Annotated in this window: 20 protein-coding genes and 1 pseudogene; 4 read left to right on the top strand and 17 right to left on the bottom strand. The window is 56.8% G+C overall.

From position 1 onward, the window contains the following. Positions 1-67: 67 nt before the first annotated feature. The gene (locus ACQE3E_RS05440) at positions 68-5,362 is read right to left on the bottom strand and encodes an amino acid adenylation domain-containing protein (RefSeq protein ID WP_427501297.1); all 5,295 of its coding nucleotides are present in this window, start codon (positions 5,360-5,362) and stop codon (positions 68-70) included. Between the two features lie 407 nt (positions 5,363-5,769). Between ACQE3E_RS05440 and ACQE3E_RS05435 the strand changes: the two are divergent. After that, a pseudogene (locus ACQE3E_RS05435) lies at positions 5,770-5,985 on the top strand (IS256 family transposase); the annotation flags it as partial. Positions 5,986-6,165: 180 nt separating this feature from the next. Here the strand turns inward: ACQE3E_RS05435 and ACQE3E_RS05430 are convergent. From ACQE3E_RS05430 to ilvE, 5 genes are all read right to left on the bottom strand, one after another. Continuing rightward, the gene (locus tag ACQE3E_RS05430) at positions 6,166-6,864 is read right to left on the bottom strand and encodes a sugar kinase (protein ID WP_313728773.1); all 699 of its coding nucleotides are present in this window, start codon (positions 6,862-6,864) and stop codon (positions 6,166-6,168) included. A 35-nt stretch (positions 6,865-6,899) separates the two neighbouring features. Further along, a complete protein-coding gene (locus ACQE3E_RS05425; protein WP_313729456.1) occupies positions 6,900-7,208 on the bottom strand; it encodes an SPFH domain-containing protein in 309 nt (102 codons plus the stop codon). Positions 7,209-7,337: 129 nt separating this feature from the next. Next, entirely contained in the window at positions 7,338-8,126 is a 789-nt protein-coding gene (locus tag ACQE3E_RS05420; RefSeq protein ID WP_313728774.1) for a transglycosylase domain-containing protein, read from the bottom strand. Positions 8,127-8,167: 41 nt separating this feature from the next. Then, positions 8,168-8,578: a MauE/DoxX family redox-associated membrane protein gene (locus ACQE3E_RS05415; RefSeq protein ID WP_313728775.1), complete on the bottom strand. Its 411-nt coding sequence runs from the start codon at positions 8,576-8,578 to the stop codon at positions 8,168-8,170. A 274-nt stretch (positions 8,579-8,852) separates the two neighbouring features. Continuing rightward, positions 8,853-9,731 carry a branched-chain-amino-acid transaminase gene (gene ilvE, locus ACQE3E_RS05410; RefSeq protein ID WP_313728776.1) on the bottom strand — a complete coding sequence of 293 codons (879 nt, stop codon included), beginning with the start codon at positions 9,729-9,731 and terminating at the stop codon, positions 8,853-8,855. Between the two features lie 162 nt (positions 9,732-9,893). On the opposite strand from ilvE, the gene ACQE3E_RS05405 reads away from it, so the two are divergent. Beyond that, positions 9,894-11,306 carry a PLP-dependent aminotransferase family protein gene (locus tag ACQE3E_RS05405; protein ID WP_313728777.1) on the top strand — a complete coding sequence of 471 codons (1,413 nt, stop codon included), beginning with the start codon at positions 9,894-9,896 and terminating at the stop codon, positions 11,304-11,306. 81 nt (positions 11,307-11,387) lie between these two features. Here the strand turns inward: ACQE3E_RS05405 and ACQE3E_RS05400 are convergent, their stop codons facing one another. Beyond that, complete coding sequence (locus ACQE3E_RS05400) at positions 11,388-11,840, bottom strand: helix-turn-helix transcriptional regulator (RefSeq protein WP_313728778.1); 453 nt, start codon at positions 11,838-11,840, stop codon at positions 11,388-11,390. Positions 11,841-12,275: 435 nt separating this feature from the next. Between ACQE3E_RS05400 and ACQE3E_RS05395 the strand changes: the two genes are divergently transcribed. Further along, the gene (locus tag ACQE3E_RS05395) at positions 12,276-12,944 is read left to right on the top strand and encodes a hypothetical protein (protein ID WP_427501296.1); all 669 of its coding nucleotides are present in this window, start codon (positions 12,276-12,278) and stop codon (positions 12,942-12,944) included. A gap of 604 nt (positions 12,945-13,548) precedes the next feature. Here ACQE3E_RS05395 and ACQE3E_RS05390 read toward each other — a convergent pair. Further along, complete coding sequence (locus ACQE3E_RS05390; RefSeq protein ID WP_427501295.1) at positions 13,549-14,097, bottom strand: hypothetical protein; 549 nt, start codon at positions 14,095-14,097, stop codon at positions 13,549-13,551. A 179-nt stretch (positions 14,098-14,276) separates the two neighbouring features. On the opposite strand from ACQE3E_RS05390, the gene ACQE3E_RS05385 reads away from it, so the two are divergent. Further along, positions 14,277-14,945: a Crp/Fnr family transcriptional regulator gene (locus ACQE3E_RS05385; RefSeq protein WP_313728784.1), complete on the top strand. Its 669-nt coding sequence runs from the start codon at positions 14,277-14,279 to the stop codon at positions 14,943-14,945. Here ACQE3E_RS05385 and ACQE3E_RS05380 read toward each other — a convergent pair. The 9 genes from ACQE3E_RS05380 to ACQE3E_RS05340 all read right to left on the bottom strand — a co-directional run bounded on the left by ACQE3E_RS05380 (position 14,942) and on the right by ACQE3E_RS05340 (position 25,806). Beyond that, positions 14,942-15,115 (bottom strand): hypothetical protein, encoded by a 174-nt coding sequence (locus tag ACQE3E_RS05380; protein ID WP_168031754.1) that lies wholly within the window; start codon positions 15,113-15,115, stop codon positions 14,942-14,944. The genes ACQE3E_RS05385 and ACQE3E_RS05380 overlap by 4 nt on opposite strands. Before the next feature lie 316 nt (positions 15,116-15,431). Further along, complete coding sequence (locus ACQE3E_RS05375; protein ID WP_313728785.1) at positions 15,432-15,971, bottom strand: REP-associated tyrosine transposase; 540 nt, start codon at positions 15,969-15,971, stop codon at positions 15,432-15,434. Positions 15,972-16,709: 738 nt separating this feature from the next. After that, positions 16,710-18,272, bottom strand: coding sequence for an NCS2 family permease (locus tag ACQE3E_RS05370; RefSeq protein WP_313728786.1), 1,563 nt, complete (start codon positions 18,270-18,272; stop codon positions 16,710-16,712). A gap of 12 nt (positions 18,273-18,284) precedes the next feature. Beyond that, positions 18,285-18,962 (bottom strand): transaldolase family protein, encoded by a 678-nt coding sequence (locus tag ACQE3E_RS05365; RefSeq protein ID WP_313728787.1) that lies wholly within the window; start codon positions 18,960-18,962, stop codon positions 18,285-18,287. A gap of 81 nt (positions 18,963-19,043) precedes the next feature. Continuing rightward, positions 19,044-19,877, bottom strand: coding sequence for a hypothetical protein (locus ACQE3E_RS05360; RefSeq protein WP_313728788.1), 834 nt, complete (start codon positions 19,875-19,877; stop codon positions 19,044-19,046). A 203-nt stretch (positions 19,878-20,080) separates the two neighbouring features. After that, entirely contained in the window at positions 20,081-21,871 is a 1,791-nt protein-coding gene (locus ACQE3E_RS05355; RefSeq protein ID WP_313728789.1) for a TolC family protein, read from the bottom strand. Beyond that, positions 21,868-23,178 (bottom strand): HlyD family secretion protein, encoded by a 1,311-nt coding sequence (locus ACQE3E_RS05350; RefSeq protein ID WP_313728790.1) that lies wholly within the window; start codon positions 23,176-23,178, stop codon positions 21,868-21,870. Before ACQE3E_RS05350 ends, ACQE3E_RS05355 begins: the two co-directional genes overlap by 4 nt. Next, on the bottom strand, positions 23,162-25,207 hold the full coding sequence (locus ACQE3E_RS05345) for an ATP-binding cassette domain-containing protein (protein WP_082885306.1): 2,046 nt from the start codon (positions 25,205-25,207) through the stop codon (positions 23,162-23,164). The genes ACQE3E_RS05350 and ACQE3E_RS05345 overlap by 17 nt, the downstream gene beginning before the upstream one ends. 152 nt (positions 25,208-25,359) lie before the next feature. After that, the gene (locus tag ACQE3E_RS05340) at positions 25,360-25,806 is read right to left on the bottom strand and encodes a hypothetical protein (protein WP_313728791.1); all 447 of its coding nucleotides are present in this window, start codon (positions 25,804-25,806) and stop codon (positions 25,360-25,362) included. Position 25,807 lies beyond the last annotated feature (1 nt).

Here is a 25,807-nt window from a genome sequence, read left to right as displayed (position 1 = left end):
AATTTGTTATCAAGCCGTTGGATGCGAACCAATTCGCCCCAACAATCTATGCAATTCGTCATCCTTCCTAACTCTGACACTCAGCCATGCGATCAACGAATTTGGCTAGTGTCGTTGCCTCGAACAACACGTTGACGGGTAGATCGATTGCAAACATGTCCTGTATTTTTGCCATCACTTGCACGCCGGCGAGTGAATGTCCTCCCAGTTCGAAAAAGTCGTCGTGAATGCTCAAGCGATCAATACCTAACACTTCACACCAAATAGACGCTACCGCTTCCTCGGCCTCGTCGCGCGGCGCCACAAAGGTGTCTTGATCCTCGGTCCGAATTTCCGGCATTGACAGGGCTTTGCGATCCAGCTTGCCATTGGCATTCAATGGCATGGACTCAAGCCATACAAATGCCGATGGCAGCATGTAGTCGGGCAGTCCATCCTTAAGCAGAGACTTCAACTTATCCTGAACCGAAGCATCACCGCTCCAATAGGCGACCAGACGCTTCATACCCGGTGCGTCTTCTCGAACGATGACGGCGGCGGCATTCACGCCTGGATGACGCAATAAGCAGGCTTCGATTTCACCGAGTTCAATGCGATAGCCTCTGATTTTGACTTGCTGATCGAAACGCCCTAAAAATTCAATATTTCCGTCTGTCCGGTGCCTCACTCGGTCCCCTGTTCGGTATAAGCGCCCACCATTGTGTGCGAACGGATCAGGTACAAAGCGTTCTGCGGTCAAACCGGGTTGGCTGAGATAACCACGGCTAATACCCTCGCCGCCAACCAGCAACTCGCCTGCCACACCGACTGGAAGAGGCTGCATTGCCGCATCGACAATATGAATGCGCATATTGGCAATGGGAGTGCCTATCGGCAGAGTCGCATCACAATCGGTCGGTTGTACGCGATATACGCTGCACCAAACGGTGGCTTCGGTCGGACCGTATTCGTTGAATAAATCAACGTTCGGTAAACGTGTGTGATGAAGTTCAGTCAAGACACCTGGGCAGGCTTCACCAGCGACAATGGCGGTGCGCAGGCTTTGCAAAGCAACGCTGGGCAGATGTTCCAGCAAGAGTTGATATAACGAGGGCAGGGTTAACAGGTGGGTGACCTGGTTGTGCTCAATCAAGGCTCCCAAACCCAGCGGATCTTTAAGCAGGTTGTCGTCAGGCAAACACAGCGCGGCTCCCTGGCTTAAACTCCAGAAAATGCCCGCAACCGAGCTATCGAATGCAAACGACGGTAATAGCAGGTAACAATCAAGCGGTTCGCGATAATAAGCGCTTCTCGCCAATGTTGAATGCAACAGATTGGCATGGCTGACCACCACCCCTTTGGGGCGCCCGGTCGATCCGGAGGTGTAAATCAGGTAGGCAGCGGATGTCGGAAATCGCTTAACAGATGGGTTAGTCGCACTGTATGCGCCGAACTCATGCGGTTCGTCGACGCAGATTTTCACCAAGTGGCCGGAATCCAAAGCCGGTGCCAAGGACATCACAGTTAATAACCAATCAGCCCCAGCATCCTGAAACAAATAAGTCTGCCGTTCTTGGGGATAGCTTGGATCAACAGGTACATACACTGCACCTGCTTTCAAGATGGCCAACATGCCGATCAATAGGGCAGAACCACGGGGCATACTTAACGCGATGCGACGCTCCGGACCGGCACCTTGTGCGATCAGATAATGCGCCAACCGGTTGGCTCGCTCATTTAACTCGGCATAGGAAATTCGCTGCTCGCCAAATATCAAAGCCGTGGTCTGGGGCTGGCTATCTACAATCGCTTCAAATAGATCAACGATGCTCCGGTGCTCTGGGTAACAAGTTGTTGTGCTATTCCAGGCAGCCAGCTGCTGTTTTTCCGGCACAGTCAAAAACGGTAATTGACTCAAACGGGTGGTGGGTTCCGCCAATATGCCGTTCAGAAGACATTGAAAATGTCCCAGCATACGCAGTGCTGTCAAGCGGCTCATGACGTCACAACGATAGCTAAACACGACCTTCAAACCCTGATCAATTTCCGCGCATAGCAAGGCCAAATCGAACTCTTCCGATCGTTCCGGCAAGGCAACCGTTTCAACCGCAATATCACCCCATTGGCCAGTAATACCCGATTGTCCCAAGGCCAGCGCCGCCGCCAATGGATCATCTGCGGACTGCAACACGAACCAGGTCCGAAATGGTGCTATATCGTTGGCAGTGCGATGCAAAACCTTTTCCACCAACAAAGCATAGGGATATTGTTGATGATTGAGCGCTTCCAGCACGGTGGTATTGACATGAGCCAAGTAATCGCAGAATGGCTGTTCGCCATGAGGTCGACTACGCAATGCGACTGGATTGACAAAATAACCCACTAAATCGGCAAATTCACGTTTAGGCCGTCCTAAGGTTGGACTGCCGACGATTAGATCGGTTTGACCGCTGTAGCGGTACAGCAGGGTCTTAAAGATACTCAATAACAGCGTATACAGCGTGGTGTGATGGGTTGCGGCCAATCGTTTAAGCTTCTGCAACGTTTCAGCCGAAATATGTAGCGTTTCTGCAGCGCTTTGGTATGAATCGGCACCGGCTGATGAACGTTCACCTGGCAGCTCCAACCTGGGTAACTCACCAGCCAGCTGCTGCCGCCAATAGTTCAAGTCTTGTTCTGCGGCAGTGCTGTCCAGATAATTCCGTTGCCATGCGACATAATCCGAGTAAACCGAAGTAGAGGATGACAATAGAGATGTCTGACCGGCGCTTTGAGCTAAATAGAGTGTTTGTAACTCCGTCAGCAATACTTGCAGAGAACGAAAATCGACGATCAAATGATGCGCACAAAATGCCAGAACAGGATAGTCATCATCACAACTGAATACCCCGCATCTCAGTAACGGTCCACGTTCCAGGTCAAACGGCTTGTTGACGAAATTTTGCAGATTCGTGATTTGCTGCGAATAGTCGTAACAATCAACCTGTTCCAGCAATCCTACTTGGTCAATAGCTAGACAAACCGGATGTTGATCAGTGCCCAGCTTAAACCCAACACGTAATTGTGCATGACGCTCATGCAATTCAATCAGTGCGCGACCCAGCGCTTCGCGGTTTAATTCGTCCCTGATTTGCAATGCTATGGACATGTGGTGCGAGGCATTGCTGGGTGCTATTTGTGCGCGTGTCCACAATGCCTTTTGGTTGTATGACATAGCAGAGTTCGATGCCTTCTCTATGCCGACATTGGCAAGAGAAACGGGTAGGTTTGCCGCATGTTTGGCCTGATTCAGCGCAGTTACAGCACAAGCAGATAAGGTTGAGCTACCGAGTAAGTCAGTGATGGGTAGATCGATACCCAGCAAGTCGTCGATGAAATATTTCATTTCCACGGCTTTCAACGAGTCTAAACCCAGTTGCGATAGTGTATGGTTTGACTCGACAGTACCTGCGGCCAATCCGGATAATCCCGAGGCTTTCAGTGCAAGATGTTCCGCCAATAAGTCGGCGGCATTGCTGCTATTCATCTTGAGTAAAGCTTGGCGCAATAAGCGGCGTTCGTTTGCCCCCGAATCAACATTCACTAGAGACTGTGATACCTCGCCCGACACTCGTAAGTTGTCGATGGCGATATACTCAAACCCCTGCTGGATAAAAAGTTCACGGCAAGCATTTCGCCGAAGTTTTCCGCTGCTGGTTTTTAAAATAGCGCCGGGTTTTAGAAACAAAATCTGGTCGGCTTGGATACCGCATTCTTCGGTTAATCGGGTACGGATGGCAGAGAATTCGCTTCGATAATCACCTTGTCTGACCCGACTGCGCTTTAATTCGGCTAACACAATCAGCTTTTCACCATCGCCGTCATCAACCGAAAATGTCACTGTTGAGGCAGGGTTCAAAGCATCGGTTGCCGTTTCAACAGCATATTCAAGATCGTGCGGATAATAATTGCGACCGCGAATAATGATTAGGTCTTTTAGGCGCCCGGAAACGAACAATTCACCCTTGTCTATAAATCCCAAATCACCCGTGCGTAGCCAGAATTGGCCTTTGAAATCTTTGACAAAAGCTTTACCGCTCATCTCGGGGTTTTGCCAATAGCCCTGGGCCACGCTGGGACCGCTCAGCCAGATTTCTCCGATTCGACCATTCGGGCAACAAGTGGCGTTATCAAGATCGACAATACGCAAGTCTTGTCCATCATGAATATCGATGGTTCCGCATCCTACAAGGCTTCTGGCATTCAATTGATTATCATCAATCGAATGGACTATGCGTTGTTCCAAGGCAGCTTTATCGAATGCGCGAATCTTTGGAAGGGATTGTTTATCGCCGCCAGTCGCCAGTAATGTTGCTTCGGCCAGGCCATAACAGAGATAAAATGAACGCTGTTGGAATCCACATGCCTTAAATGCGTCGCTGAATCGTTGCAAGGTCAGCGGATTGATAGGCTCGGCGCCATTGAATGCCAATTGCCAACTGCTGAGATTAATCCCCATCAATTCATCGCGATTGATTTTTTGGACGCACAAATCGTAAGCAAAGTTAGGACCGCCACTGGTATGCGCACGGTAATCGCTAATGGCTTGCAACCAGCGTAGCGGTTTTTCCAAAAACGCCATCGGCGCCATCAAAATTGCACTGGCGCCACAATACAGGGGTTGCATGACATTACCGATCAGGCCCATGTCGTGATAAAGCGGGAGCCAACCGACCACAGTCGACCGTTCGTCGTGGCCAAATCGGCGTTTGATTAACTGTTGATTAGCCATCAGGTTACCGTGGCTAATCATCACCCCCTTTGCGTCGCCGGTAGAGCCCGAGGTGTATTGTAGAAAGGCCAAATCCTTGGCTTGTAGGATAGGGGCCTGCCATGAGCTTGCATCGACATTGTGTTCGACGACATCAGTTTGCAACCAATGCTTGTCTAACAAATTACCCGTGGCGCTGGGAAAATGACGAATGTTCTTGGCAACTTGCTGGGTGGTAAGAATTATTTTGGCTTTGCTGTCATCAAGAATGGCCTGTAGTCTGGGCATATGCCGATTATTACTCGGCGGATAGGCCGGAACAGCAATCGCCCCTGCACAAAGGCAAGCAAAAAAGGCCACGATGTAATCTAGGCCGGGCGGATAGAGTAATAAGGCTCGCTCACCTTGCAAACCCATCTGCAGCAACAATGCGGCTAATTGCCTGGATTTTGCATTCAGTTCGCCATAGGTCAGCGAATGCTGGCCTGATGCGCCATAATCCAAAAATGTATACGCAATCCGGTGAGGATGACATTCTGCGCGTCGCTGCAACACATCCGTCAGAGAAGTGGCTCCTTCTACCCTTAAAACATCATTGGCGGAACCATCAAAATAATGTCGCTCGTTTAACATCTTGCCTCCGGTTCTATCCAACCCAATGTTGAATGAAATTTCGTCTTTGAATTTCCGCCCCTAATTTCAAATGCAATTCATAATCGCGTGTTGCTTTTGTCTTGTTACTAAGTGGCGTAAAACCGGTAGCGCTTGAGCGCTTTAGTCGGTTGACAATAGAAACCTAACGTTCCTTGAAACCGGTTATTTGAAATGGAGACGACTAACGGAAATAATTTCCCCACCATAGTGTTGGCGTAGCAACAGGTCAAAAGCACCCTTGCAATCTGTCCGTTTTTGCCCGGATGATGCAGTTGGGAGGGCTTGCGCCGAGAAATTGAACAGTCCATTAGAAGATGTCCAAAAACCCAGAAGAAAACATTCACCCTCCTTCAAAGCCAAACTTTCATTAACAAGTTGTTGATTTTATTTGCCATCGAACGACCTGCACTAAGAATTGCCTGTCCCGCAATACCTTGTTGGGTTTGGTGTTCCGACTGGCGCTGGTCGCCGAAAAAAGTTGGCGCAAGATACGCGGATTTAAACGCCTGCCAGAGGTGATTGAGGGCATCCGTTTTCAGGACGGCATCGCTGTCATCACGGAAACGTGGAAAACTGAAGAAACCCAGCAGATGGCCGCCTGATTCAATTCAGCCGTACACCAGATTTGACTATTTCTCTTAGTCCTATGGCCGGTTCCGAGCATTTGATACTTCAAAAACCCATCAGTGCCAAAGCTGGTCTTTTGTTGTTGGCGTCAGATTGGTTTCAATTTGAAACCGGCGGGGGCGTTGAAATACCTAAATATGTGTCAAATTCCAAATTCAAACGATCAATTGCCCTTGAGTCGCTGCCAAACTGATCGTCACCACGGTACCGGAATTGAATGCCAAGTAGTCGGTTTCAATACCGTCCGAGAAGATCACGCCATTTTCAGGCATCTGCGATTCCAGTTTGAGCGGCGTGGCGAGTGTGATGGCGCCGAATACCAAGCTGGTACCGGTAGTCCGGCTCGGAAACGGTTCACGAACGGTAAATTGCAAGCGTTGTTCATGCCAGGCAAAACCCTTCTTAAGCGGATGGGACTCGCTGCCGGAAACGCCTAAGGCCCCTGCCAAGATCGACTGAAACCAGCCTGTCGAGCCAAAGCCTGTCGAGATAATGATGCCTGACGATGATTGAGTTTCCTCTCGGCCATTCCACGACAGCAGGTATCGGGCCGAAGTGTGGCTTTTCGGTCCGACAAACAGGTCATTGACTGCCAGAATGCGTTGACCATCATTGGTCTTTGCCTCAGCAAAGGTAATGGTTTTGCAAGCCGACTTGCCGGCAAGGGTACGCGTCACCACTGATTGTAACTCCCCTATTTCGAAGGGCAGCAGTTTCCCATCCCATCGATCAGGATCGGGATTGATGGCAATGACCGGCTGGCCTTCGAGATATTTCAGGGTATTGGCTACCAGTCCATCCTGGCCGATGGTGACCACGATATCAGTTGGTCCAAACTGGTAATTGGGCAGCAAACGCCGTTCCAGCAGTTGAAACCGGCCCAATGCTTTCAGCGTCCGTTCGGCCTCTTGCAGACGCCACTGATATCCGACAGTTTCAATGGGTCTTCCGAAACATAAGTCAGACCGTCGTTTTTCAGGCTGTAATTCAGCATCTCGGCCATGCTTTCCGGCTCGGCCACACGATACGTCATCTGGCCTTGCACAGTCACAGATTGAAAGTCTGCCGTCAACAGCTTGAAAATGAAGGGAGCTTCCTGAGCACTGACCGGTACGGCGGCGATCGAAGCCGTGGCGACATTGTAGAAAAAGCTCAAGCCTTTGCCTTTTTTTCGAACCTTGCCATTGACAGTTTTAATGACAAACGTTGATCCTGAATCCGGCGTTTTTGTCGTTACTTATGACCACCTTTTTAAGTAGTATGAATTCTGCCTTTAGAAGCGTCCGGGATTATTAGACCATTTCAAATGTGACTCACCGAGCCTGACTTAATGTGACGGGCCTGACGGAATTACGGGTTGGCTGTGCCTGACCGCTGAATTGGCTTGAATCTGCGGTTTTGCGCCTGTGATGAGCCGTAGCATAGCCATAAAAACCTCTTCTCCGAGCGAGCCTTTAGTCTTACCGTCGTACTCTGTATCCAGAACGCTCGCCGGTTGGTACGCGCCCGACAGGTATGCGTTGATTCGTGCGGTGCGCTCAAGCAGCGCGGAAGAACCGGGAACGAACCGGTCCGGAGCGGCAAGCATGGCTACCAGCGACTTGAATTCTCCATCCGAAAGGGCGGCAAAATTCCGGTGAAAATAGGTTTCGGCGGCGGCGGAAAAACCATAAATCGCGACACCGTTCACTTGCCCCAGGTATGCGGTATTCAGCAGCAACGCCAGTTGTTCTTCTTTCGACACCAGCGTATCGAATGCGTACCGGGCTATCAAGGTTTGGCGAATCTTGGCGATACCCTTCTGAAATCCGTCTGGAAAATATAACAGCTTGACCAAACCCTGGCTGATCGTCGTCATGCCCGCACCCGGTGTGTAGAGGTCCACCCCTTGGTGTTGGTAAAAGGCCGGATCCTCGATCGCCAGGAGCCATTGCAAACGTTGGAGCGGCAGATCCCGTAAGCTGATCCGTTTGCCGTGGGTTTGCCAGGCTAGGGCTAGAATTTTGGGCGTCTCGCTACGCGCAACACGGATTTCGTTGGCATAGTAGCCAGTCAACACAGTGCCGGAAAGCAAAAGCAGGACCGCGACAACACGCGTCAGTGGTCTAAAATTCACGCTGCACACCTAGAACCCTAGCGTCCGGATCCGCCGGTCAGTCATGCAATGTCCCGTCTAAGCCACGATTGATGCCTGGGCAATACCAGGCAAAGCAATCCTAGAAAGAAATAGTCGAGCATCTGATTGACGGAAGACCATTCTTGCAGGATGTAGTGACCGATGAGCAGGCTTAGCATGAAGGCGAACCAGCCATAAACGGCAAGTATTTTATGGCGATTGCTGAGAAGCACGCAGCCGAGTCCGATTTCGATGAACGGTATCGCGTACAAGTAAGCCTTGACCAGCCATGTGGGAAGCCGAATACGAAGGTCGCCTTGAAACAACCCCGCGTAGTATTCGAAAAAACCGCCGTGGCTGAAAAACTTGCTGGTGCCGGCAGTGAGCAGAATGATCGCCATCAGCACGCGAACGACGCGTTCGGCGTCTTTTAGAGTTGATTGTTCAATCATGGTAAGTCTCCAGGTGCTAAAAGATACGGCGCATCGACAATCGTCGCGGCAAATTTACCGGCATCCCAGTCGTTGTCCGGTTAGGCATCGTCGTTCTCACAATACCCCCAACGCTTTAAGCGCGCTTTTACCCAGTTCTAAACGCTTGCCGGCGTCGGCCGCATTGCGCATACCTATTTGCGTTCGGCGTCCGGCAAGGATGCGCAAGCGCCGTACAGACGCTGATTGACCCACTGGCTGTATCGCGCCTGCAACTGCAAATTTTCCAATGAATTCATAAGACCACTCCGCACTCTTGGTCTATGGTCCGCCGAAAAGCCTGTTGCAAGCGTTGGAATACCGGGCCGGGGCAATTTGGCAATGATCGCCAGTCGATACTGGCGACCGGAATCAGTTCCGCCCCGGTGCCGGTCAAGAAACATTCGTCGGCGGCGTAGAGGTCGTAAACGCCCAGCGGCTGCTCCCTGGTTTCGATGCCATTGTCTTGCGCCAACTGTAACACCAATTCTCGGGTGATGCCTTCCAGCGCGCCTTCGCTGCACGGCGGCGTCAGCAAGCGGCCGTCGCGGACGAGGAAGATGTTGTCGGCGGTGCCTTCGGCCACCCGGCCTTGGCCGTTGAGCAGTATCGCTTCGTCGGCGCCGGCATGGTTGGCTTCGATTTTGGCCAGAATGTGGTTCAAATAATTCAGGCTTTTGATGCGCGGATCGAGGCCGTCGGCCGGCAAACGGCGTACCGAGGACACGATTAACCTCGCCCCGGCCTGTTGTTCAGCGATTGCAATCATCGTCAACTGGTCGGCGATGGCGATGACATTGGGTAACACGCAGCTATTGGGATTCAAGCCCAGCGGTCCGGCGCCGCGCGTCACCATCAGGCGGATATAGCCGTCATCGTCGGCAAACGCTTCGATCAGTCGTTCGATCACGGCATTCAATTCTTCGGTGGAGAGTGGTATTGCCAGCGCAATCGCCCGCGCCGACAGCTGTAGCCGCTGCAAGTGCCGTTGCAGACGGAAGGCACGGCGCTTGTAAAAGCGTATGCCTTCGAACACGCCGTCGCCGTATAACAAACCGTGGTCGTTGACCGGAACGGTCGCCTGTTCTGTGGGTAGCAGTTGGCCGTTCAACCAAGTTACCGATTGCTTGACCATCGTATCCTCCTGAGCTGTTCTAATGAGTTGGTTGGAGGCGCTACTTTAGGCTATGATCCGGCAATCGATACAGATGCAAACTCTGTTAATTATATCGATACAATTTTAACCACAATTGAATTGTATCTGTTGCCAAGCGCCGAAACTGTATTGCTCGCCGCCATGAATCTTCGTTACGAAAACCTCGCCGAACATTTATATAACGCCATCGCCCAGAATCTGTACCGGCCAGGGGAACGCCTGCCCAGCGTACGCCAGCTTAGCCGGCAGCACCAAGTCAGCACCGCGACGGCGGTCAGCGCCTTGCGTTTGCTGGAGGATCAGGGCCATCTCGAAGCCAGGCAGCGTTCTGGCTATTACGTCAAACCGCGCCCACGCAGTTCGCTGCATGAACCAACGATGTCGGCACCGCCGCGCGAACCAACGCTGGTGACGGGTCAGGAATGGGTATTGCGTCTGGTCAAGGCCACCAACGATCCGAAGATCGTGCAATTGGGCGCGGCGGTGCCGGCGGCGGCATTTTTACCGACACAAAAAATGGCCCAGCTGTCGGCCAGTGTCGCCCGCCGTTACAGTCAGCGCATTGCCAATTACGAGTTCCCACCGGGTGAACCGGAATTGCGCCGACAAATTGCCAGGCGCATGTCGGAACAGGGCTGCCCGGTCGATCCCGACGACATCCTGATCACCAACGGCTGCCAGGAAGCGCTGACGCTAGCCTTGCGGGCGGTTACCAAGCCGGGAGACATCGTCGCCGTCGAATCGCCGACCTTTTACGGGCTGTTGCAAGTCATCGAATCGTTATCACTGCGCGCGATCGAGATTCCGACCCATCCGCGCGATGGCATCGCGCTGGACGCACTGCAACTGGCCTGCGAGCAATGGCCGATCAAGGCTTGTATCGCGGTGCCCAATTACAGCAACCCCTTGGGCTACTGCATGAGCGACGAACGCAAACGCGCGCTGGTAGAGTTGGTCAACCGCCATAAAATCGCGCTGATCGAAGACGATATATACGGCGACTTGGGTTTCGGCCCGCAACGGCCGGCTATGGCGAAAAGCTGGGACAGCGAAGGCCGGGTGTTGTATTGCTCGTCGTTTTCCAAATCGCTGTGCCCCGGTTTACGGGTGGGTTGGCTGGTGGCGGGACCGTACCTGGAGCAAACCGAGTACCTGAAATACGTCGGCAACTTGGCGACGCCGACTCACGCGCAATTGACGGTCGCGGAAATGCTGGCCAAGGGCGGCTACGAACGCCATCTGCGTCAAGCGCGCAACCAATACCGGCAAGCGGTGGACAGAATGACGGCGGCCATCGGCGCTTATTTTCCGCTCGGCACCCGCGTGACCCAGCCGGAGGGCGGCTTCGTGATCTGGGTGGAGTTGCCGGAAACGGTCGATGCGACGGCGTTGAGCCGGCGAGCATTGGAGCGAGGCATCAGCATCGCGCCCGGTCCAATGTTCTCGGCGACGCAAAAATACCGCAATTTCATCCGCCTGAATTGCGCGGTGGATTGGGACGAACGGGTCAATCAGGCCTTGGTCAGATTGGCGCAGATGGTCGGCGGGCAATGACCTGGGTTTTACTGCCCTCCCCTGCAATTCAAAGAGGCCTCATCGAACAGACGTTTGCACCAGAACAATCTGGTTCTAAGTCTACTCCGCTAATTTCAATGCGCTGGGCGACACGCCATATTGCTTTTTAAATACCCGGCTGAAATGCGCCAACTCGTTAAAGCTCCCACGAAAGGCAATCCGCGAAATCGTCAATCCCGCCGTTTGCCGTCGTGCGATCGCTTGATGGCAGCGCTCCAAGCGTCGCTGCAGAACATAGCGCATCAGAGATTGCTGTTCTTGTTCGAACAGGGCATTGATATAGTGCGGCGACGGTCCGACGGCTTGGGCAATGCCGCTTGCATTCAGCGCCGGATCGGCCAGTCGCCGTTCGACATGGCGTTTGATTTCCAGTACGGTAACGGCTTGAGACCGCGACGACTGGATAGCGTTAGGCCGAATCTCGGCCAACGCCAACAAGTCCAACAAGTCCAACAAAGTCTCGCACAAGCTGTCCAGTGCCGACTGATGAGTTGCGGCAAGCGGGCAGACCACGATTTCAAGAAGTCCGCGGCCACCTTAGCTGCACCAAGCCGATGGCCGTACACAAAAAACGAGACAGGCAACATTGCTAGTGGAACGGAGAAGAATGGCGTCCAAATCCGCTCCCGGCGGATTTGTCTTTTGGATACTTTTCTTTCGACTGCATGGATGCAGGAGGTAGAGCAATGCAGGAGCAATTGCCGAGGCCAAGCACAAATTCGTCTGGAACGAATTTGAACAGCCAATAGGCTGGCCCGCGGGGCGAAAACCAGGGATGGTTTTCGTAGCGAAAGAAACTCGGCTGTCGGGCCGAAACCCGACGTTAAAATCAGCTTCGCGTTAGCGAAACACAAGATAGATTTGCTTTCAATCCGCGTGGGCACAAACACCGTGCCCACCCTACGCGGCTAGGGCCGACCACCAGCGACATGCGGCGCCGAGTCATTTTTGCTCGACGCCGACCCGGCGATACTCGACGCCGAGTCTTTTTTGCCCGACGCCGAACCAACGATACTCGACGCCGAGTGTTTTTTGCCCGACGTCGACCCAACGATACTCGACGCCGAGTGTTTTTTGCCCGACGTCGACCCAACGATACTCGACGCCGAGTATTTTTTGCCCGACGCCGAACCAACGATACTCGACGCCGAGTATTTTTTGCCCGACGCCGAACCAACGATACTCGACGCCGAGTCTTTTTTGCCCGACGCCGAACCAACGATACTCGATGCCGAGTGTTTTTTGCCCGACGTCGACCCAACGATACTCGACGCCGAGTGTTTTTTGCCCGACGCCGAACCAACGATACTCGACGCCGAGTATTTTTTACCCGATGTCGACCCCGCGATACTCGACGCCGAGTCTTTTTTGCCCGACGCCGAACCAACGATACTCGATGCCGAGTGTTTTTTGCCCGACGTCGACCCAACGATACTCGACGCCGAGTGTTTTTTGCCCGACGCCGACCCGGCGATACTCGACGCCGAGTATTTTTTACCCGATGTCGACCCCGCGATACTCGACGCCGAGTGTTTTTCGCTCGGCCGACCAGCCGCGATTCAACCCCGCTCTTCCCAACCGGAGCCGCCCAAGCCACGCATTGGAGTACAAATCTAGATTTGTACTCCAATGCGACTATCTCACGGCGCCAAGCTCCGCAGCGAGAGATTGCAAGGCTGAGCGTATTGATTAAGCAACGTTACAATCGCGACGGGGTTGTCCCCTGATGCCGGGCCGAGACCCGACATTAAAATCAGTCGCGGCAAAGTCAACAACATGCGTACGATTACGCTACCGCTAATCGTACCTACGCGGGCTGATTGGGCAACGTTACAATCGCGACGGGGGTTGTCCCCTGATGCCGCGCCGAGCACCGGAGGGTTTGAGCGGATTTGCCCGTTAGGGGCGATGCAGGGATGCATCGCGTTTTTGGAGGGCTATGGATAGCCCTTCCAAAAACCCCGTTCAAACCCGCAGGAGCGCAGGATATAAGCGGCATGGGGTGGCCTTTTCTTTGGATACTTTCTTTTCGACTGCATGGATGCAGGAGGTAGAGCAATGCAGGAGCAATTGCCGAGGCCAAGCAAAAGAAAGAAACTCGGCTGTCGGGCCGAGACCCGACGTTAAAATCAGCTACGCGTTAGCGAAACACAAGATAGATTTGCTTTCAATCCGCGTGGGCACAAACGCCGTGCCCACCCTACGCAACTGGAACGAAAGGTTAGAGGACATAGGCCACCAACTTGGCGAGCCAGTAGAAAAGGAACGAAGCACCCACGAAGATGAGGGACCACACTGCCGCCAATACGGCCTTGCTCGGTTGTGGCATTGGGATGACGTTGAGAATCTTCGCAAAGCCTTCATCAGACTTGGTGCTTGCGTTAACTTGGTTCCAAGTGAGCGGCGGGAAGTAGAGATAGGAAACGGTGACTTGCTCCTTTGCGACCAGCACGGGGATGAGAATTTCACCCGCCCCCTCGGGGTTTCGTTCAATTGTGTACTGCACAGGCGGATGAACTGTGACATTGGGAGGAAGCACTGTATGCGACAGGCGGACGTTGTGTGCCGCTTTACGGCCTGCGTTTCTCACCACAACGCTGTGGGCGTGAACAACCGTTCGTTTCTCGTCTTGCAGCGTGAAGGATGAGACGTGGCCGATGAATGACACGAGCCTAGCTCGGGCCTCCGTGTAGTGCTTGAACAGGGCGCCCAGGACGAGCGAGAGAACTGGCCCAATGATCTTTGCAATTGTGTCGGCATCAAAAATCACGGTGATGTCCTCTAACTAGTTATTAGATAGTTCTGTATTTCACACGCTACGCCGTGAAACACCAAATCAAATCCATTCTAACAAACCGACCAAGCGCGCGACAGCCCCAACGCTCAAACCCCATTCAATCCCCCAAACCGCCTTATAATCCAGCCACAAAAATCCCGCCGGAGACCGCCATGCTCAAACACGCCAACGCCTGGAAAGACCGCTTCCCGGAATTCGCCGGTTGCCGGGACGCGGTGGTGGAACAATTAATGGAGGCGGCGACGCTGGTGACGGTGCCGGCGGGGCAGCAGGTGTTTTATCCGGGCAAGACTTGCGAGCATTATTTGTTGCTGCTGTCCGGCAGCGTCAAGGCGCAGATTTTGTCGGCCGACGGCCGCGAGGTGTTATTGTACCGGGTGTTGCCGGGCGACTCCTGCGTGCTGACCACCTCCTGCCTGCTCGGCGACAGCCAGTATCCGGCCGAGGGTTACAGCGAAACCGACGTTAGCGCCTTCGCGATTCCGGCCCACGTGTTCCACCGCTGCCTGCAGCAGTCGGCGTTCTTCCGCGAATTCGTGTTTCGCAATTTCTCGACGCGGCTGGCCGACGTGATCAAGCGGATGGCGGCGCTGAGTTTTGCCAGCATCGACCAGCGCCTGGCGCAAACCCTGTTGGCGGCCGACGGCCCCACGATCCACAAAACCCATCAGGAACTGGCGCTGGAATTGGGTTCGGTGCGGGAAGTGGTATCCCGACACTTGAAGCGCTTCGAAAGCCTGGGTTGGTTGAATTTGCAGCGCGGCAGCATCGAAATCGTCGACGCCGCCGCGTTGCGGGGATTGCTGACCGGCGGCGACTAATCGTCGCGCTGTTGGCGTTGTTCGTTGCCCAGCAATTGGATGAAGATAAAACCCAGTATAAAACCCAAACCCGCCGCCAACATCAGCGGCAATGCGAACGGAATGTCGTGCGGATCGCGCAGATTCATATGCAAAATGCTCTCGGCAAAACCGAAGATCAAGTCTCTCATAGCCATTACCTACCGTTTTTAGTTATCGGAACGCCCGCGATACCGGCTGGCGGCGGCGGACGATGCCAATGTAACCCTGGGCTTAATGGCGATCAGTGACTAAGTCACCGAGGCGGAATACAAATCTAGATTTGTACTCCAATGAGTCGCTGGCACCGGTTGCCGGCTTTGAGTTTGTTGTCTTCTTTCGACAATGCGTTGCCGCCAACCCAACGGTCGTGAATTCCAGCCTTGATTAGGGCTTAATACCGCCAAACCGCATCCATTTTTAGCGGGCATCAAAGCTTGGATGTGCAACTCAGGATTTGTATTCCCGCTAATCGTCCCGATCTTCCGGCAAATTCAGGCTACGATAACCGGCGTGCTCGGTAAATTGCCTGGCCAAACGCTCGCGCCCCAAACTCGCCAAGGTTTGACCAAAACTGGAATACGGGTAGTCCTCCAAGCGGCTCGCGTAACCGTGCTTAACCGGGTTGTTCAGCAGATAATTCAAGCGCACGTAGTAGTCGCGTTCGTCGCGCGGGCAGTAGTCCCAATAGTTCCACCAAATCGGTAATTCGGAATGTTGGCGGTCCAGGATATAGCGGGCCGACAACACGTGGAGTTTGCGGAAGATTTTCGGCAAGTCGCTCCCAAGAGCGCTGGTCGCCGTCAGATGGTAGTGGTTGTCGAGTATCACCCAGTGTTCAAGTTGCCAAGCTTTTTCGGCCAGACAATCCCGCATGGTTTCCAACAAATATTGCTTAACGTCGTGGTCTCGCAGTAGCGGCCGCCTTCGATAAATCGCACCAGTGACGAAATATTGCGCGCGATCGAGTTGTAAATGCGCCGGCGCGTGTCGACCTTTCTTAAACATCGGCTTCAACTCCCCGGAAAGTCCTCTTCCGAGTCTAACGAAATTTATCGGTAGTACAAATCTAGATTTGTACTACGGGAGACGGACAACCGGACCAAGAACCAACATATTTAGAGTGTGGACTAGGCGGATGGCGAAAACTTATCGCAGGCGCGATAAACGCCAAGCTTCGCAACCTATCAGCCGGCGAACCCAACTGGACTTGCACTCCGAAACGCCGCTCTCGTCGAAAAGTCCGCTAATTTTCGGCTAGCGCGTTTCCAGTTCAGTCGGTTTTATCCGCCAAAGCAAGCGTCGTGCTTGGAGTACAAATCTAGATTTGTACTCCGGCTAACGGACAACCAGACCCCGAGCCAACATCTTAAGAGAATGGACTAAGCGGATGGCGAAAACTTATCGCAGGCGCGATAACCCCAGAAGCTTTGCAACCTATCAGCCGACGCCCCCATCTGGAGTTGCACTCGGAAACGCCGCTCTCGCCGGAAAATCCGCTATTTTTCTGCTAGCGAGTTCCCGGTCAGTCGGCTTTGTCCACCAGAGCAAGCGTCGTGTCATGGAGTACAAATCTAGATTTGTACTCCGGGAGATGTCCAGGTGTGCCTACCTGAAACTATCTCCGCGCAGCTAACCCTAACGATATAGACCTAGAAAAACGCTTGACGGATGGCTGTGGCCTAACCAATGCCGCGATCAACTCAAAGCCGCCAAGCGACGCAGGCAATTTGCCGGAGTACAAATCTAGATTTGTACTCCCGATTTTTTGCAGGACGCCCGCCAGCCGCCCATCCAAAACGCCGCCGCCATCGCCGCGTAGCCTGCGACGAAGGGCCAGGTCGTGGCCGGGCCGTAGGCGTTGACGATGGCGCCGCCGGCGATCGCGTAGCCGTGCATCAGGCCGGTGGCGCTGATCGCGGCGGCGGCCAGCGCCCAATAAGCGGCGGCGCGGTAGCGGGCTTCGATTAAACAGACCGTCAGCGCCGACCAAATCATCGACGTGAAAATAAAACCGCGTTCCAGCGCCATCAAACCGGCGATCGGCAACTGTTGCGTCAACGCGGTCAAGCCGACCGTTTCGACGTTGGCGCCGGCGGCACGCAAGCCGCTTTCCAACATCAACAGGCCCCAGCCCGCCAGGGCCGGGAAGAAACCGACCACGACCGCCGGGGCATGGTCGGCCGGCGTGGCCTGAAAGGCTTGGGCGGCGATGGTGATGCCTATCCACAGCAAAATAGCCGCGCCGGCCTCGACCGGCACCAACGCCGCCACCCAGCCGACCAAGCCCAACAGACACAGCATGGTGATAGCGACGCCGTTGGCCACCGAATAGCCGGCGCCGGCGCCCATCTTTTTCCAGCCGGGATGACCGATGTAGATCGTGGTCGGAAACACGCTGCCGCAGCAGGCCGCCGCGATTGTGCCGACGCCGTTCATCGCCAGCGAGCTACGCACGCCGAAGCGGTCGCCGGCCGCCTCGGCGCTTTCCAGATTTTGCAGCGAGCCAATCAGGTTGAACAAGCCCATCGGCACGATGACCGGCAGAAATTGCAGCAAATAGTTCGAGAAAGTCGCTTCCAGCAAATCGCCGAGGTACAACGCCGGCCATTGCGGATTCAGCGCGAACGCGGCGTTCAACGCGGCGGCATCCATCCGCCCCAAGCCCCAAGCCAACCCGGTGCCCAACACCACCGCGACCAGACCGGCCGGCACGTCGAAAGGTAGGCGCAATCGGCCGATGTACTGCAGCAGAATCACCGCTAGCGGCAGCAAGCCGACCAAGGGCTGGGCGAATATCCGAAAGCAAAAATCCATGGCAATGAACGTGATTGCGATGCCGGCCAGCGTCGCCAGCAGGGCCGCGCGCGGCGTGATGCGCTTAACCCAGCCGGCCAGAAAGGCGCCGGCCAGCTCAATGACGCCGGAACCCAGGCAGGCCGCCAAACCAACCCGCCAGGCCAATTCGGCGTCGTGGCTTTGCTCCAACACCGGCTTCATCACGAACAACACGTGAGCGAACAAGGACACGGTGTTGACGCCGTAGGGCAGCGCGGTCACTTGCGCTTGGCCGGTCGCCAACGCTAGCCGGCGCGCCTGCCAGGCGTAAAAGCCATTGCCGACCAGCAGACTGACCGCGACGCCGGGCAAAATCCGCCCAAACACCAGTTCGCCCGGCATTTGCAGCAGGTTGCCGCACAGCACCACGATCAGGATCAGTTGAATCAGGTTATCGACAAACAGGCCGAAAAAGCCGTCCAAATCGCCGGCCCGCCACCAGCGGAACGACGTGTGCGCATCGCTTGGCATCGTAGTTCCGGCTTAACTTTGAAACGACAGCCGTTCGCCGTGTACGCCGCGCCAATCCAGCGAGAACGCCTCGACGGCCCGGTCGGTGGCCGGCGCGGCCAACATGGCACGGGCGATGTCCGGCGGCAGCGTTACCGACGCGACGCCGAGCTTCAAGACCTGCAAGACCTGCTGGACGTTTTTGAAGCTGGCCACCAGCAATTTGCTCGGCAAATGGTAACGGTCGATCAGCGCTTGCAAGTCGCCCACCACGCCGAGGCCGTCCTGACCCAGGTTGTCGATCCGGTTCAAATACGGCGCCAGATAGTCCGCACCGTTCAGCGCCGCCAACCAGCCTTGCTGCACGCTGTAAATCGCGGTCGCCAATACCGGAATGTCGTGCTGCCGCTTGATTTGCTTGATCGCGGCCAGACCAGGCGCATGCGCCGGTATCTTGACGACAATGTCGTAGGGCAATGCCGCCAGTTCGAGCGCTTCCGCGACCATGGCTTCGGTCGTCACCGCCACGACTTGTACGTGTACCCGAAGCTGTCCGCGGAAAATATCGGCCAGGGCCGGCAGCCATTGCTGCAAGCCTTGACCGCTACTGGCCAGAATAGTCGGATTGGTCGTGACACCAGCCAGCGGCAAGCTGGCGGAGAGAGCGTGAATCGCGCCCAGATCGGCGCTGTCTAAATAAAGTTCGAACATAATCGCAATCCGTGACAGTCAAAACAGCTTGCGATTATTGAGAATGCCGGCCGGGAAAGCAAATCGGCGGCAATCCGGCGATCACCCCGCGCGGCGGCGGACCAGTAACAACGGCAGGCCGGCGGCGAACAACCCGGCCGCGGCCGGCAACGGCACCGGTTCCAGATTGGCGGACAGGCTCAAACTGTCGATGGCGATCGTGGCGTAGCCCGGAATGTCGTACCAGTCGTAAACCGGGGTTTCGACTTGCATCCGTTCGTAAACGTCTTGAAGCGGGCAACCGTCTTCCTGGCAATTCGGATCGCTGTATTCGGTGCCAATGTATACCGACACCCATTCGGTGGTGTAGCCGACGATTTGCTCGTAAGCCTCGACCTGGGTCACGGCCAGTATCGAAGCGGTGAACTGATTGGCCGGCGCGCCGCCGACGCCGAAACCGTGGTTCCCGAATAGGTCGTCGACCGATCGCACGTCGCCGGACAGATTGAGATAAGCCGACGAATAAGCGTTGCCCTGAAACGAATACCGGCCGGTGAACGCCACGTTGTAGCCGCTAATCCGGTAGCCGGCCTTCGGCGCGAAATTGAATTTCAGATCGATCGAACCGAGCCCTGCCACGCCGTTGTCGGTCAAGCCGTGGGTATCGTCGTAGACTTGCATCCGGCCGCCGAAGTCCACTTTAAAACCGTTGGCGATCGGCATGATTGCCAGTTCGGCGGCGGGGATCGGCGTGACTTGCACGTTCCCGCTGGCGTTGGCGCCGTCGTCAGCGATCGAAAACAAAAATTCGTCGGCGTCGAAGCGCAGTTCGGCGGTCCCGACGTCCCAGACGGTTTGACTGGCCAGAGCCGTATTGGTCAGGCCGAATCCGGCCATCGCCGCCAATCCCAGCCATTTGAAAGATTTGCGTTGCATCGTCATTCCTCCCCAAAAAAAGATCATCGCGACGGCGACGGAATGCCCGGCCGACGGCGGCAAGCGCCGCGATACCCTTAATCAACGAAAGGTAGTTTGCAAACTAAGCGGCAAAAGACGCCTTGCCACGATAGACCGATAGCGGATCGCTGTAAACCCGGTTTTTTCCTTTTCTTGCCCGATTGGCGATCCGGCAATCGGCGTTAGCGCGCCGCCGCCTGCTCGAAATCGACCCGGCTATGGCCGAGCACGGTGCCGGTCGCGAAAGCCAGATCGACCAGCGCCACCTGATAATCGCCGACCGCCCTGACCTCGCGCAATTGCGCCTCGCCCAGCCGGGTCAGGGTTTCCAGTACTTCGGTCATCGTTCGCAAGCCTTCCCGAAATTGCTTGAGTTCGGCGTCGTAATTCAAGCCGGCCAACAGCACGTTTTGCCGCGCGGCCAATATGCGCCGCCAGTTCTGGCCCAACACGTCCAGCGCATCGTAAATCTCCCGGCGCACGCTGAGTTCGCGCAATTGCTTGGTGGTCAAGCGTTGCAGACGCTCCTGCACCGCCTTGTCCAGACGGGCGCGGCGCAATTCATTGGTCAACGGAATTTCCATCCGCAAGCCGACCGACCAGTCGGAATAGCGTCCGCTCAGGGTTTGATCGAAGGCGCCGTTGATCGAACCGGTATCGCGCCCCAAGCCGGCATATTGATAATCCAGCATGAACATCGGCAAGGTCTGATTTTCCAGGTAATCGATTTTGGTGGCGTCGGCGGCCAGCTTCAATTCCAGTTCCAGCAACTCCAGCCGCCCGTCCAAGGCCCGCGCCGCCAATTGTTCCCGATCGAAGCCGAATTCCAACAAGGTCGGCTCGGTTTCCGGGATCAAGACCGTCGGCGAATCCAAATCGAGATTGGCATCGTTCAACAGCAGCTTGAGCTGGCGTTGCCGGGTTTTCAGCGTGGTTTCGGCGACGATCAAGGTTTCCAGCCGCTCGGCGACGCCGATCTCGGCGCGATTGATTTCGACCGCGGCGGTCAAACCTTCGCCGACCCGTTTTTTGACCATCGCCAGATTGCCGGCGGCATTTTCGTATTGCTGGCGGCGCACGTCCAACTCGCCCCAGGCGACGTAGAGACTCCAATACGCCCGCTCGACCGCCGCCAGCACCCGAATCGCCTGCAAGCGGGTTTTGACATCGACCGCCTGTTGTTCGTAGCGGGCGATGCGGATGCCGGCCACATTGTTGGCGATGCCGGCGTCGCGCAGCAACGGCTGGCTGATCGAAAAGCGCAGCGCATTGCGGTATTGGTCGGAAGCCACGCCGCGATATTGCTTCTTGGCGTCGAACGGCGCGCTAATGGTGACCTTGGCGCCGGTACGCAGCGGTATCACCACGCCGGCCTCCAGTTCCAAGCCTTCGGTGCGTTGGGCAATCGCGGTCAATTTATCGGTTTCGTTTTTCAGCGGCGAGTCGGCGTCGCTGGGCGTAAAGGTCACGACATCCAAATTCTCGGCCGGGGTGTTCTTCTGGCCGTACTTGGCCTTGGCGAAGATCAAATCGTCGAATTTGGCTTGTTCCTCGCTGACCGCCAATTGCGCCAGCTTGGGGTCGATTTGAGCAATTTTCAGATCCAGATTGTTTTCCAGCGCCAAGCCGCGCACCGCCGCGATCGACAGGCGCCGGCTGGCTTCCGGCTCGGCGGCCGGCCGCTCGGGTCGGGGCTGCACGGATTTGGGCGGCGCTTTGGGCAAGTTGGTAACCAAGCGTTCCTTGAAGCGCGGCAAAGCCTGTTCGACGGTTTGCGGCGGCGCGGCGGACAGCGCCGGCAAGTTCAATCCTTGATCGGTTTGCAGCCGCTCCTCGACGCGTTTGGCCAGTCGGCGGTCCGGGGCGGTATCGAAATAGCCGGCGCAGCCGCCCAGCGCGAGCAGCAAGACTAAGCCGCTAAGCGCCGGGCAGACGTTTGGGAAGCCAAGGTAGTGAGTTCGCCGCCTGCTCATTTCAGCTTCTGCCTGACCAGATCGTTGATCGGCGCCTCGACGGTCAATTGCGGCGGAAACGCATTCAACTGGCGCCACAATTCGTAGGCCATCGTCACCCGATTCAACAATATCCAACCCTTGACCCGCACGCCTTGGCGCAAAAAGCGCTCGCTGGGCCATTCGCGGTCGGCCGGGTCCGGTATCACCAGAACCCGGAATTTGCCCTTGCCGTCGTCGCTGGCGTCGACGAAGGCGACGCTGCCGCCGAAGGTACCGACCGCCACTTCCGGCCAACCGGCAAACTGCAAGGCCGGCCAGCCTTCGAATTGCAGGCGGGCGTGGCGGCCGGGCGTGATCAACGCCGCGTCGTTGCCGTCCACCCACAATTCGACGGCCTTGACGTCGCGGTCCGGCACCAGCACCAACAGCGGATCGCCCTGGCGCACCAAGTCGCTCTGCGGATTGGCGAGCAGGCGCAACACACTGCCCCCGCGCGGCGCGGTAATCGATTGCGATTGTTGGCGGGACACATCGACTTCGGCCTTTAACAGGCTGGCGCGGCCGTCCTCGAGTTCGCTCTGGGTTTTGTTGGCCGCCGCGCTGGCCGAATCGATGCGGGCCTGGGCGTCGGCGCGAATCCGGCCGATCTCGGCTTCGGCGGCGCGCTGCTCGGCCAGCGCGCCTTCCAGACTGGCTTGGGCGCTGTTCAGACCGCGCCCGGCCACGACGCCGTCGCGCTCGGCCAGTTCGAACTCGCGTTGCGACACCAAGCCGTCGCCGAGCAAACGTTGCAGACGCTCGCGCTGCAAACTGGCGGCGTCCAGCGTGGCGCGGGCCGAAGCGATCGCCTCGGCGGCGGCGCGGGCGCGTTGTTTGGCGACGTCGAGCCGATATTGCGCGGTCGCGACCTGCAAATCCCGAGTAGCTTGCAGATTGTCGAGCTGCAACCGGTAGGCGTTCAACTCGTCTTGCTTGGCGGCCAATTTGGCGGCGGCCGCGTCGCGTTGGCCGGCCAGGCGCTCCAACAACCTCGGATCGACATCGGCGATATCCAGCAACACTTCGCCGGACTTCACCTTGTCCCCTTCCTTGACATGCCAGGCCACGATACGGCCGCCGACCGGCGCCTCGACGGTTTGCTGACGCTCCAGCGGCGCGAACGCCGACACTCGCCCGCTGGCGTGGATGTTTTGCTGCCAGGGCGTCACCAACAAGGCAGGCGGCGTCAGCACGAACACCCAGACGCATGCCCGCGCCCAACGCCCGACCGTCCTCGGCGTATGCGCGGCCGCCAGGGCCGACAAGCGGTTATGCCATTCGTCCATCGCCCTCTCCTCCCCACTCGATGACGCGCGCCAGACCGCTTGCCACCGCCGGCACGCCGGTCGTCACGATCAAAGTCCACGGCGCGTCGGCGGCGCACAAAGTCGCCAACACCGCGTCGCGCCAGTCCTGGCTCATGTCGTCAAGCAAGCCGTCCACGATCAAAATGCCGGGCCGACCGACCATCGCCCTGGCCAGCAGCACCAAATGGCCTTGCGCGGCCGACAGTGGCGCGCCGCCCACCGTCAACTCGGTGGCCAGCGCGTCGAGCGCCGCGTCGTAGCCGAAGCGCGTCCAACCCAAGCGCTCCAAGACCTGCCTGACCGCCTCGGCGTCGATATCCGACCGGCCTAGCCGCACGTTCTCGAACAAGGTGTCGGCCACCCACTCCGACCGACCCACCAGCGCGACCCGGTCCCGCAAATTTTCCAAGCGCAAGCGTCCCAATTCGACGCCGCCGATTTCAATCCGGCCGCTAGCCGCCGGCCTTAAGCCGCACAGCAGTTCGACCAAGGTGGTCTTGCCGGCGGCATGTCCGGCCAGCAGCGCGACTTTTTCGCCGGCACCGATCGCGAAGCTCAAGTCCTTGAAAACCGGCCGGCGCTGGCCGTAGGCAAAGCCGAGCCGGGTCACGTTCACCGCCAACGCGCCGGCCGCCGGCAAGGCCTCGCCATCGCCGCGCTCCAACGGCAAGTCCAGTAGATGACCGATTTTATCGGTCCCCGCCATCAGATCGTAAAACCCTTCCAGATGCTTGCCGAACTTGATCAACGAAATCAATGCCGAAGACACGATCAATTCGGCGGCCACCAATTGCCCCAAGGTCAAATGCCCGTCGATCACCAGATAACCGCCCAGCGCCAACAAGCCGGTGCTGGCGACGGCGTACAAGGCCAACGAACCGACGATTTGGCGCAGCAACACCCGAAAGTGACCGCGCTTGGCGTCCAGATAGCTCAGCGACAACTCGTCGGTCCGCTGGACCGCCCAGCGCGGCCCGCCGGAAAATTTGAAAATCTGCTGATTGGCGGCCACGGTTTCCAGCCAAGCCACCAACGCGTACTTGGTAATGGATTCCTGAACTGCGGTTTTCACGCCGCCCCGCCCCAATACAAACACGATCAAGCCGATCAGGAACAGCAATACCACATCGAAGGCCAGCAGGAACGGATGATAAAACGCCAGCATCAGCAAACCCACGCCGGTTTGCACCAGCGTGCTCAAGCCGTCCAGCAACAAGGCCGAACCGGCCTTTTGCAAGGTCAGCACGTCGAAAAAACGGTTCACCAATTCGGCGCCGTGGTGAGCGTCGCCGGTTTCGCGCCGCACTCGCGGCAAGCGGTGGGCCAGATCGCTGGCCAGGCGCACGAACACCCGGCGCTGAACGATTTCGACCAGATAGGCCTCGAGTACGTGAACCGCCCCGGCGAAAGTCAGAAAGAAAAACAGGATGACCGCCAACACCAGTAGAGGTTGGCCCATGCCGCCCATCGCCACGGTGTTGACCAGTGCCTGCACCGCGACCGGCGACGCCAGGGCCAGCAAGCCGGAGCCCAAGGCCAGCCCCAGCACCAGCCAAAGATCGGGTAAATCGGCGCGCAGCAACTCGACCAAACGCCGCCAAGGCGGCAGATGGCCGTGGCCGTCGGGACTCACCGCGTTGGCCAAGGGCGCCCTGGCTTGTATCAGCCACCACCCGGTCGAACGGTCGCCGCTCAAGCCCAGCAAGCCGGCGACCTCGGCCGGCTTGATCAAACGCTCTTCGACGGCGTCGCCGTGAATCAGCGCGACCCGCACCGAACCGGCCCGAAAGCCCGACAACACCAACCACCCCTCCCGCTCGGCCAGTTCGGCCAGCAACGGGGTTTGCGGCGCCGAGGTTTCGGCGGCGGCGTTCGGCGTGAGTACCGCCGGCTCGAGACGCAGACCCAAACGGTCGGCGAGTTCGGTCAAATTCGCCGGCGGGTCCGGAACCGGTCCGGTTTCCGGCAGCGCCAACAGTCGGCTCAAAAATGCTTGTAAGGTCCGCATCGTTTCACGAGTCCTGATGGATTGACGAATCGGCAGGTGCCGGCCCCATTAAAGTCGTTCGAACGCGCGCGCCGATCCCAAGACCGTATCCAGCCGGGCAACTCCCGCAGCCACGTTTCATGATGGCCGACGCGACATCACCGCCGTTACTGTCAAGTGAACATCAACAGCGTTGAGCCGAGTGCGCCGAACACCAAGGCCGAGCGCGCCAAGGCCGGCCAATACGCCCGCCCCGCCGAGTTTGCCCGCCAACGCACCGCCAAATCGCGCCGCCAGGCCAGTGCGGCCAGATACGCGGCCCGTGCGACCCGCCACGATCCGTAACCGATCGCGACGATGCCCAGCCAAAACACCGTGATTTCCGCTTGGCGCGGCGATAAGCCGAAGGCGGCCTCCAACCAATGCTCCAACAGCCACTCGACGATTTCTATCGCCACGTGCACGCCGTGGCCGATCAGCGGCAACAGCGTATCGCCGAAGCTCAACATCACCAGCGCGGCGACGAAGTAGGCCAAACGCCGGCCGCCATAACGGCGCTTCGCGGCCGCGTAGGCATTCGCCAAGACGCCGGTCGATCCACTAACGATTTCGTTAATCATG

The sequence above is a fragment of the Methylomonas sp. MED-D genome (genome assembly GCF_050276835.1).
Classification (GTDB): Bacteria; Pseudomonadota; Gammaproteobacteria; order Methylococcales; family Methylomonadaceae; genus Methylomonas; species Methylomonas koyamae_A.
Note: the sequence above shows the minus strand (reverse complement) of the source record. Positions and strands in the feature narration are given on the sequence as shown.

What these genes read in the sequence shown, in the direction of transcription:
- ACQE3E_RS05350 (WP_313728790.1), bottom strand. Translation starts at nt 23,178, where the DNA reads ATGGACGAATGGCATAACCGCTTGTCGGCCCTGGCGGCCGCGCATACG.
- ACQE3E_RS05415 (WP_313728775.1), bottom strand. Translation starts at nt 8,578, where the DNA reads ATGATTGAACAATCAACTCTAAAAGACGCCGAACGCGTCGTTCGCGTG.
- ACQE3E_RS05370 (WP_313728786.1), bottom strand. Translation starts at nt 18,272, where the DNA reads ATGCCAAGCGATGCGCACACGTCGTTCCGCTGGTGGCGGGCCGGCGAT.
- ACQE3E_RS05440 (WP_427501297.1), bottom strand. Translation starts at nt 5,362, where the DNA reads ATGTTAAACGAGCGACATTATTTTGATGGTTCCGCCAATGATGTTTTA.
- ACQE3E_RS05365 (WP_313728787.1), bottom strand. Translation starts at nt 18,962, where the DNA reads ATGTTCGAACTTTATTTAGACAGCGCCGATCTGGGCGCGATTCACGCT.
- ilvE (WP_313728776.1), bottom strand. Translation starts at nt 9,731, where the DNA reads ATGGTCAAGCAATCGGTAACTTGGTTGAACGGCCAACTGCTACCCACA.
- ACQE3E_RS05355 (WP_313728789.1), bottom strand. Translation starts at nt 21,871, where the DNA reads ATGAGCAGGCGGCGAACTCACTACCTTGGCTTCCCAAACGTCTGCCCG.
- ACQE3E_RS05340 (WP_313728791.1), bottom strand. Translation starts at nt 25,806, where the DNA reads ATGATTAACGAAATCGTTAGTGGATCGACCGGCGTCTTGGCGAATGCC.
- ACQE3E_RS05375 (WP_313728785.1), bottom strand. Translation starts at nt 15,971, where the DNA reads ATGTTTAAGAAAGGTCGACACGCGCCGGCGCATTTACAACTCGATCGC.
- ACQE3E_RS05345 (WP_082885306.1), bottom strand. Translation starts at nt 25,207, where the DNA reads ATGCGGACCTTACAAGCATTTTTGAGCCGACTGTTGGCGCTGCCGGAA.
- ACQE3E_RS05380 (WP_168031754.1), bottom strand. Translation starts at nt 15,115, where the DNA reads ATGAGAGACTTGATCTTCGGTTTTGCCGAGAGCATTTTGCATATGAAT.
- ACQE3E_RS05385 (WP_313728784.1), top strand. Translation starts at nt 14,277, where the DNA reads ATGCTCAAACACGCCAACGCCTGGAAAGACCGCTTCCCGGAATTCGCC.
- ACQE3E_RS05405 (WP_313728777.1), top strand. Translation starts at nt 9,894, where the DNA reads ATGAATCTTCGTTACGAAAACCTCGCCGAACATTTATATAACGCCATC.
- ACQE3E_RS05360 (WP_313728788.1), bottom strand. Translation starts at nt 19,877, where the DNA reads ATGCAACGCAAATCTTTCAAATGGCTGGGATTGGCGGCGATGGCCGGA.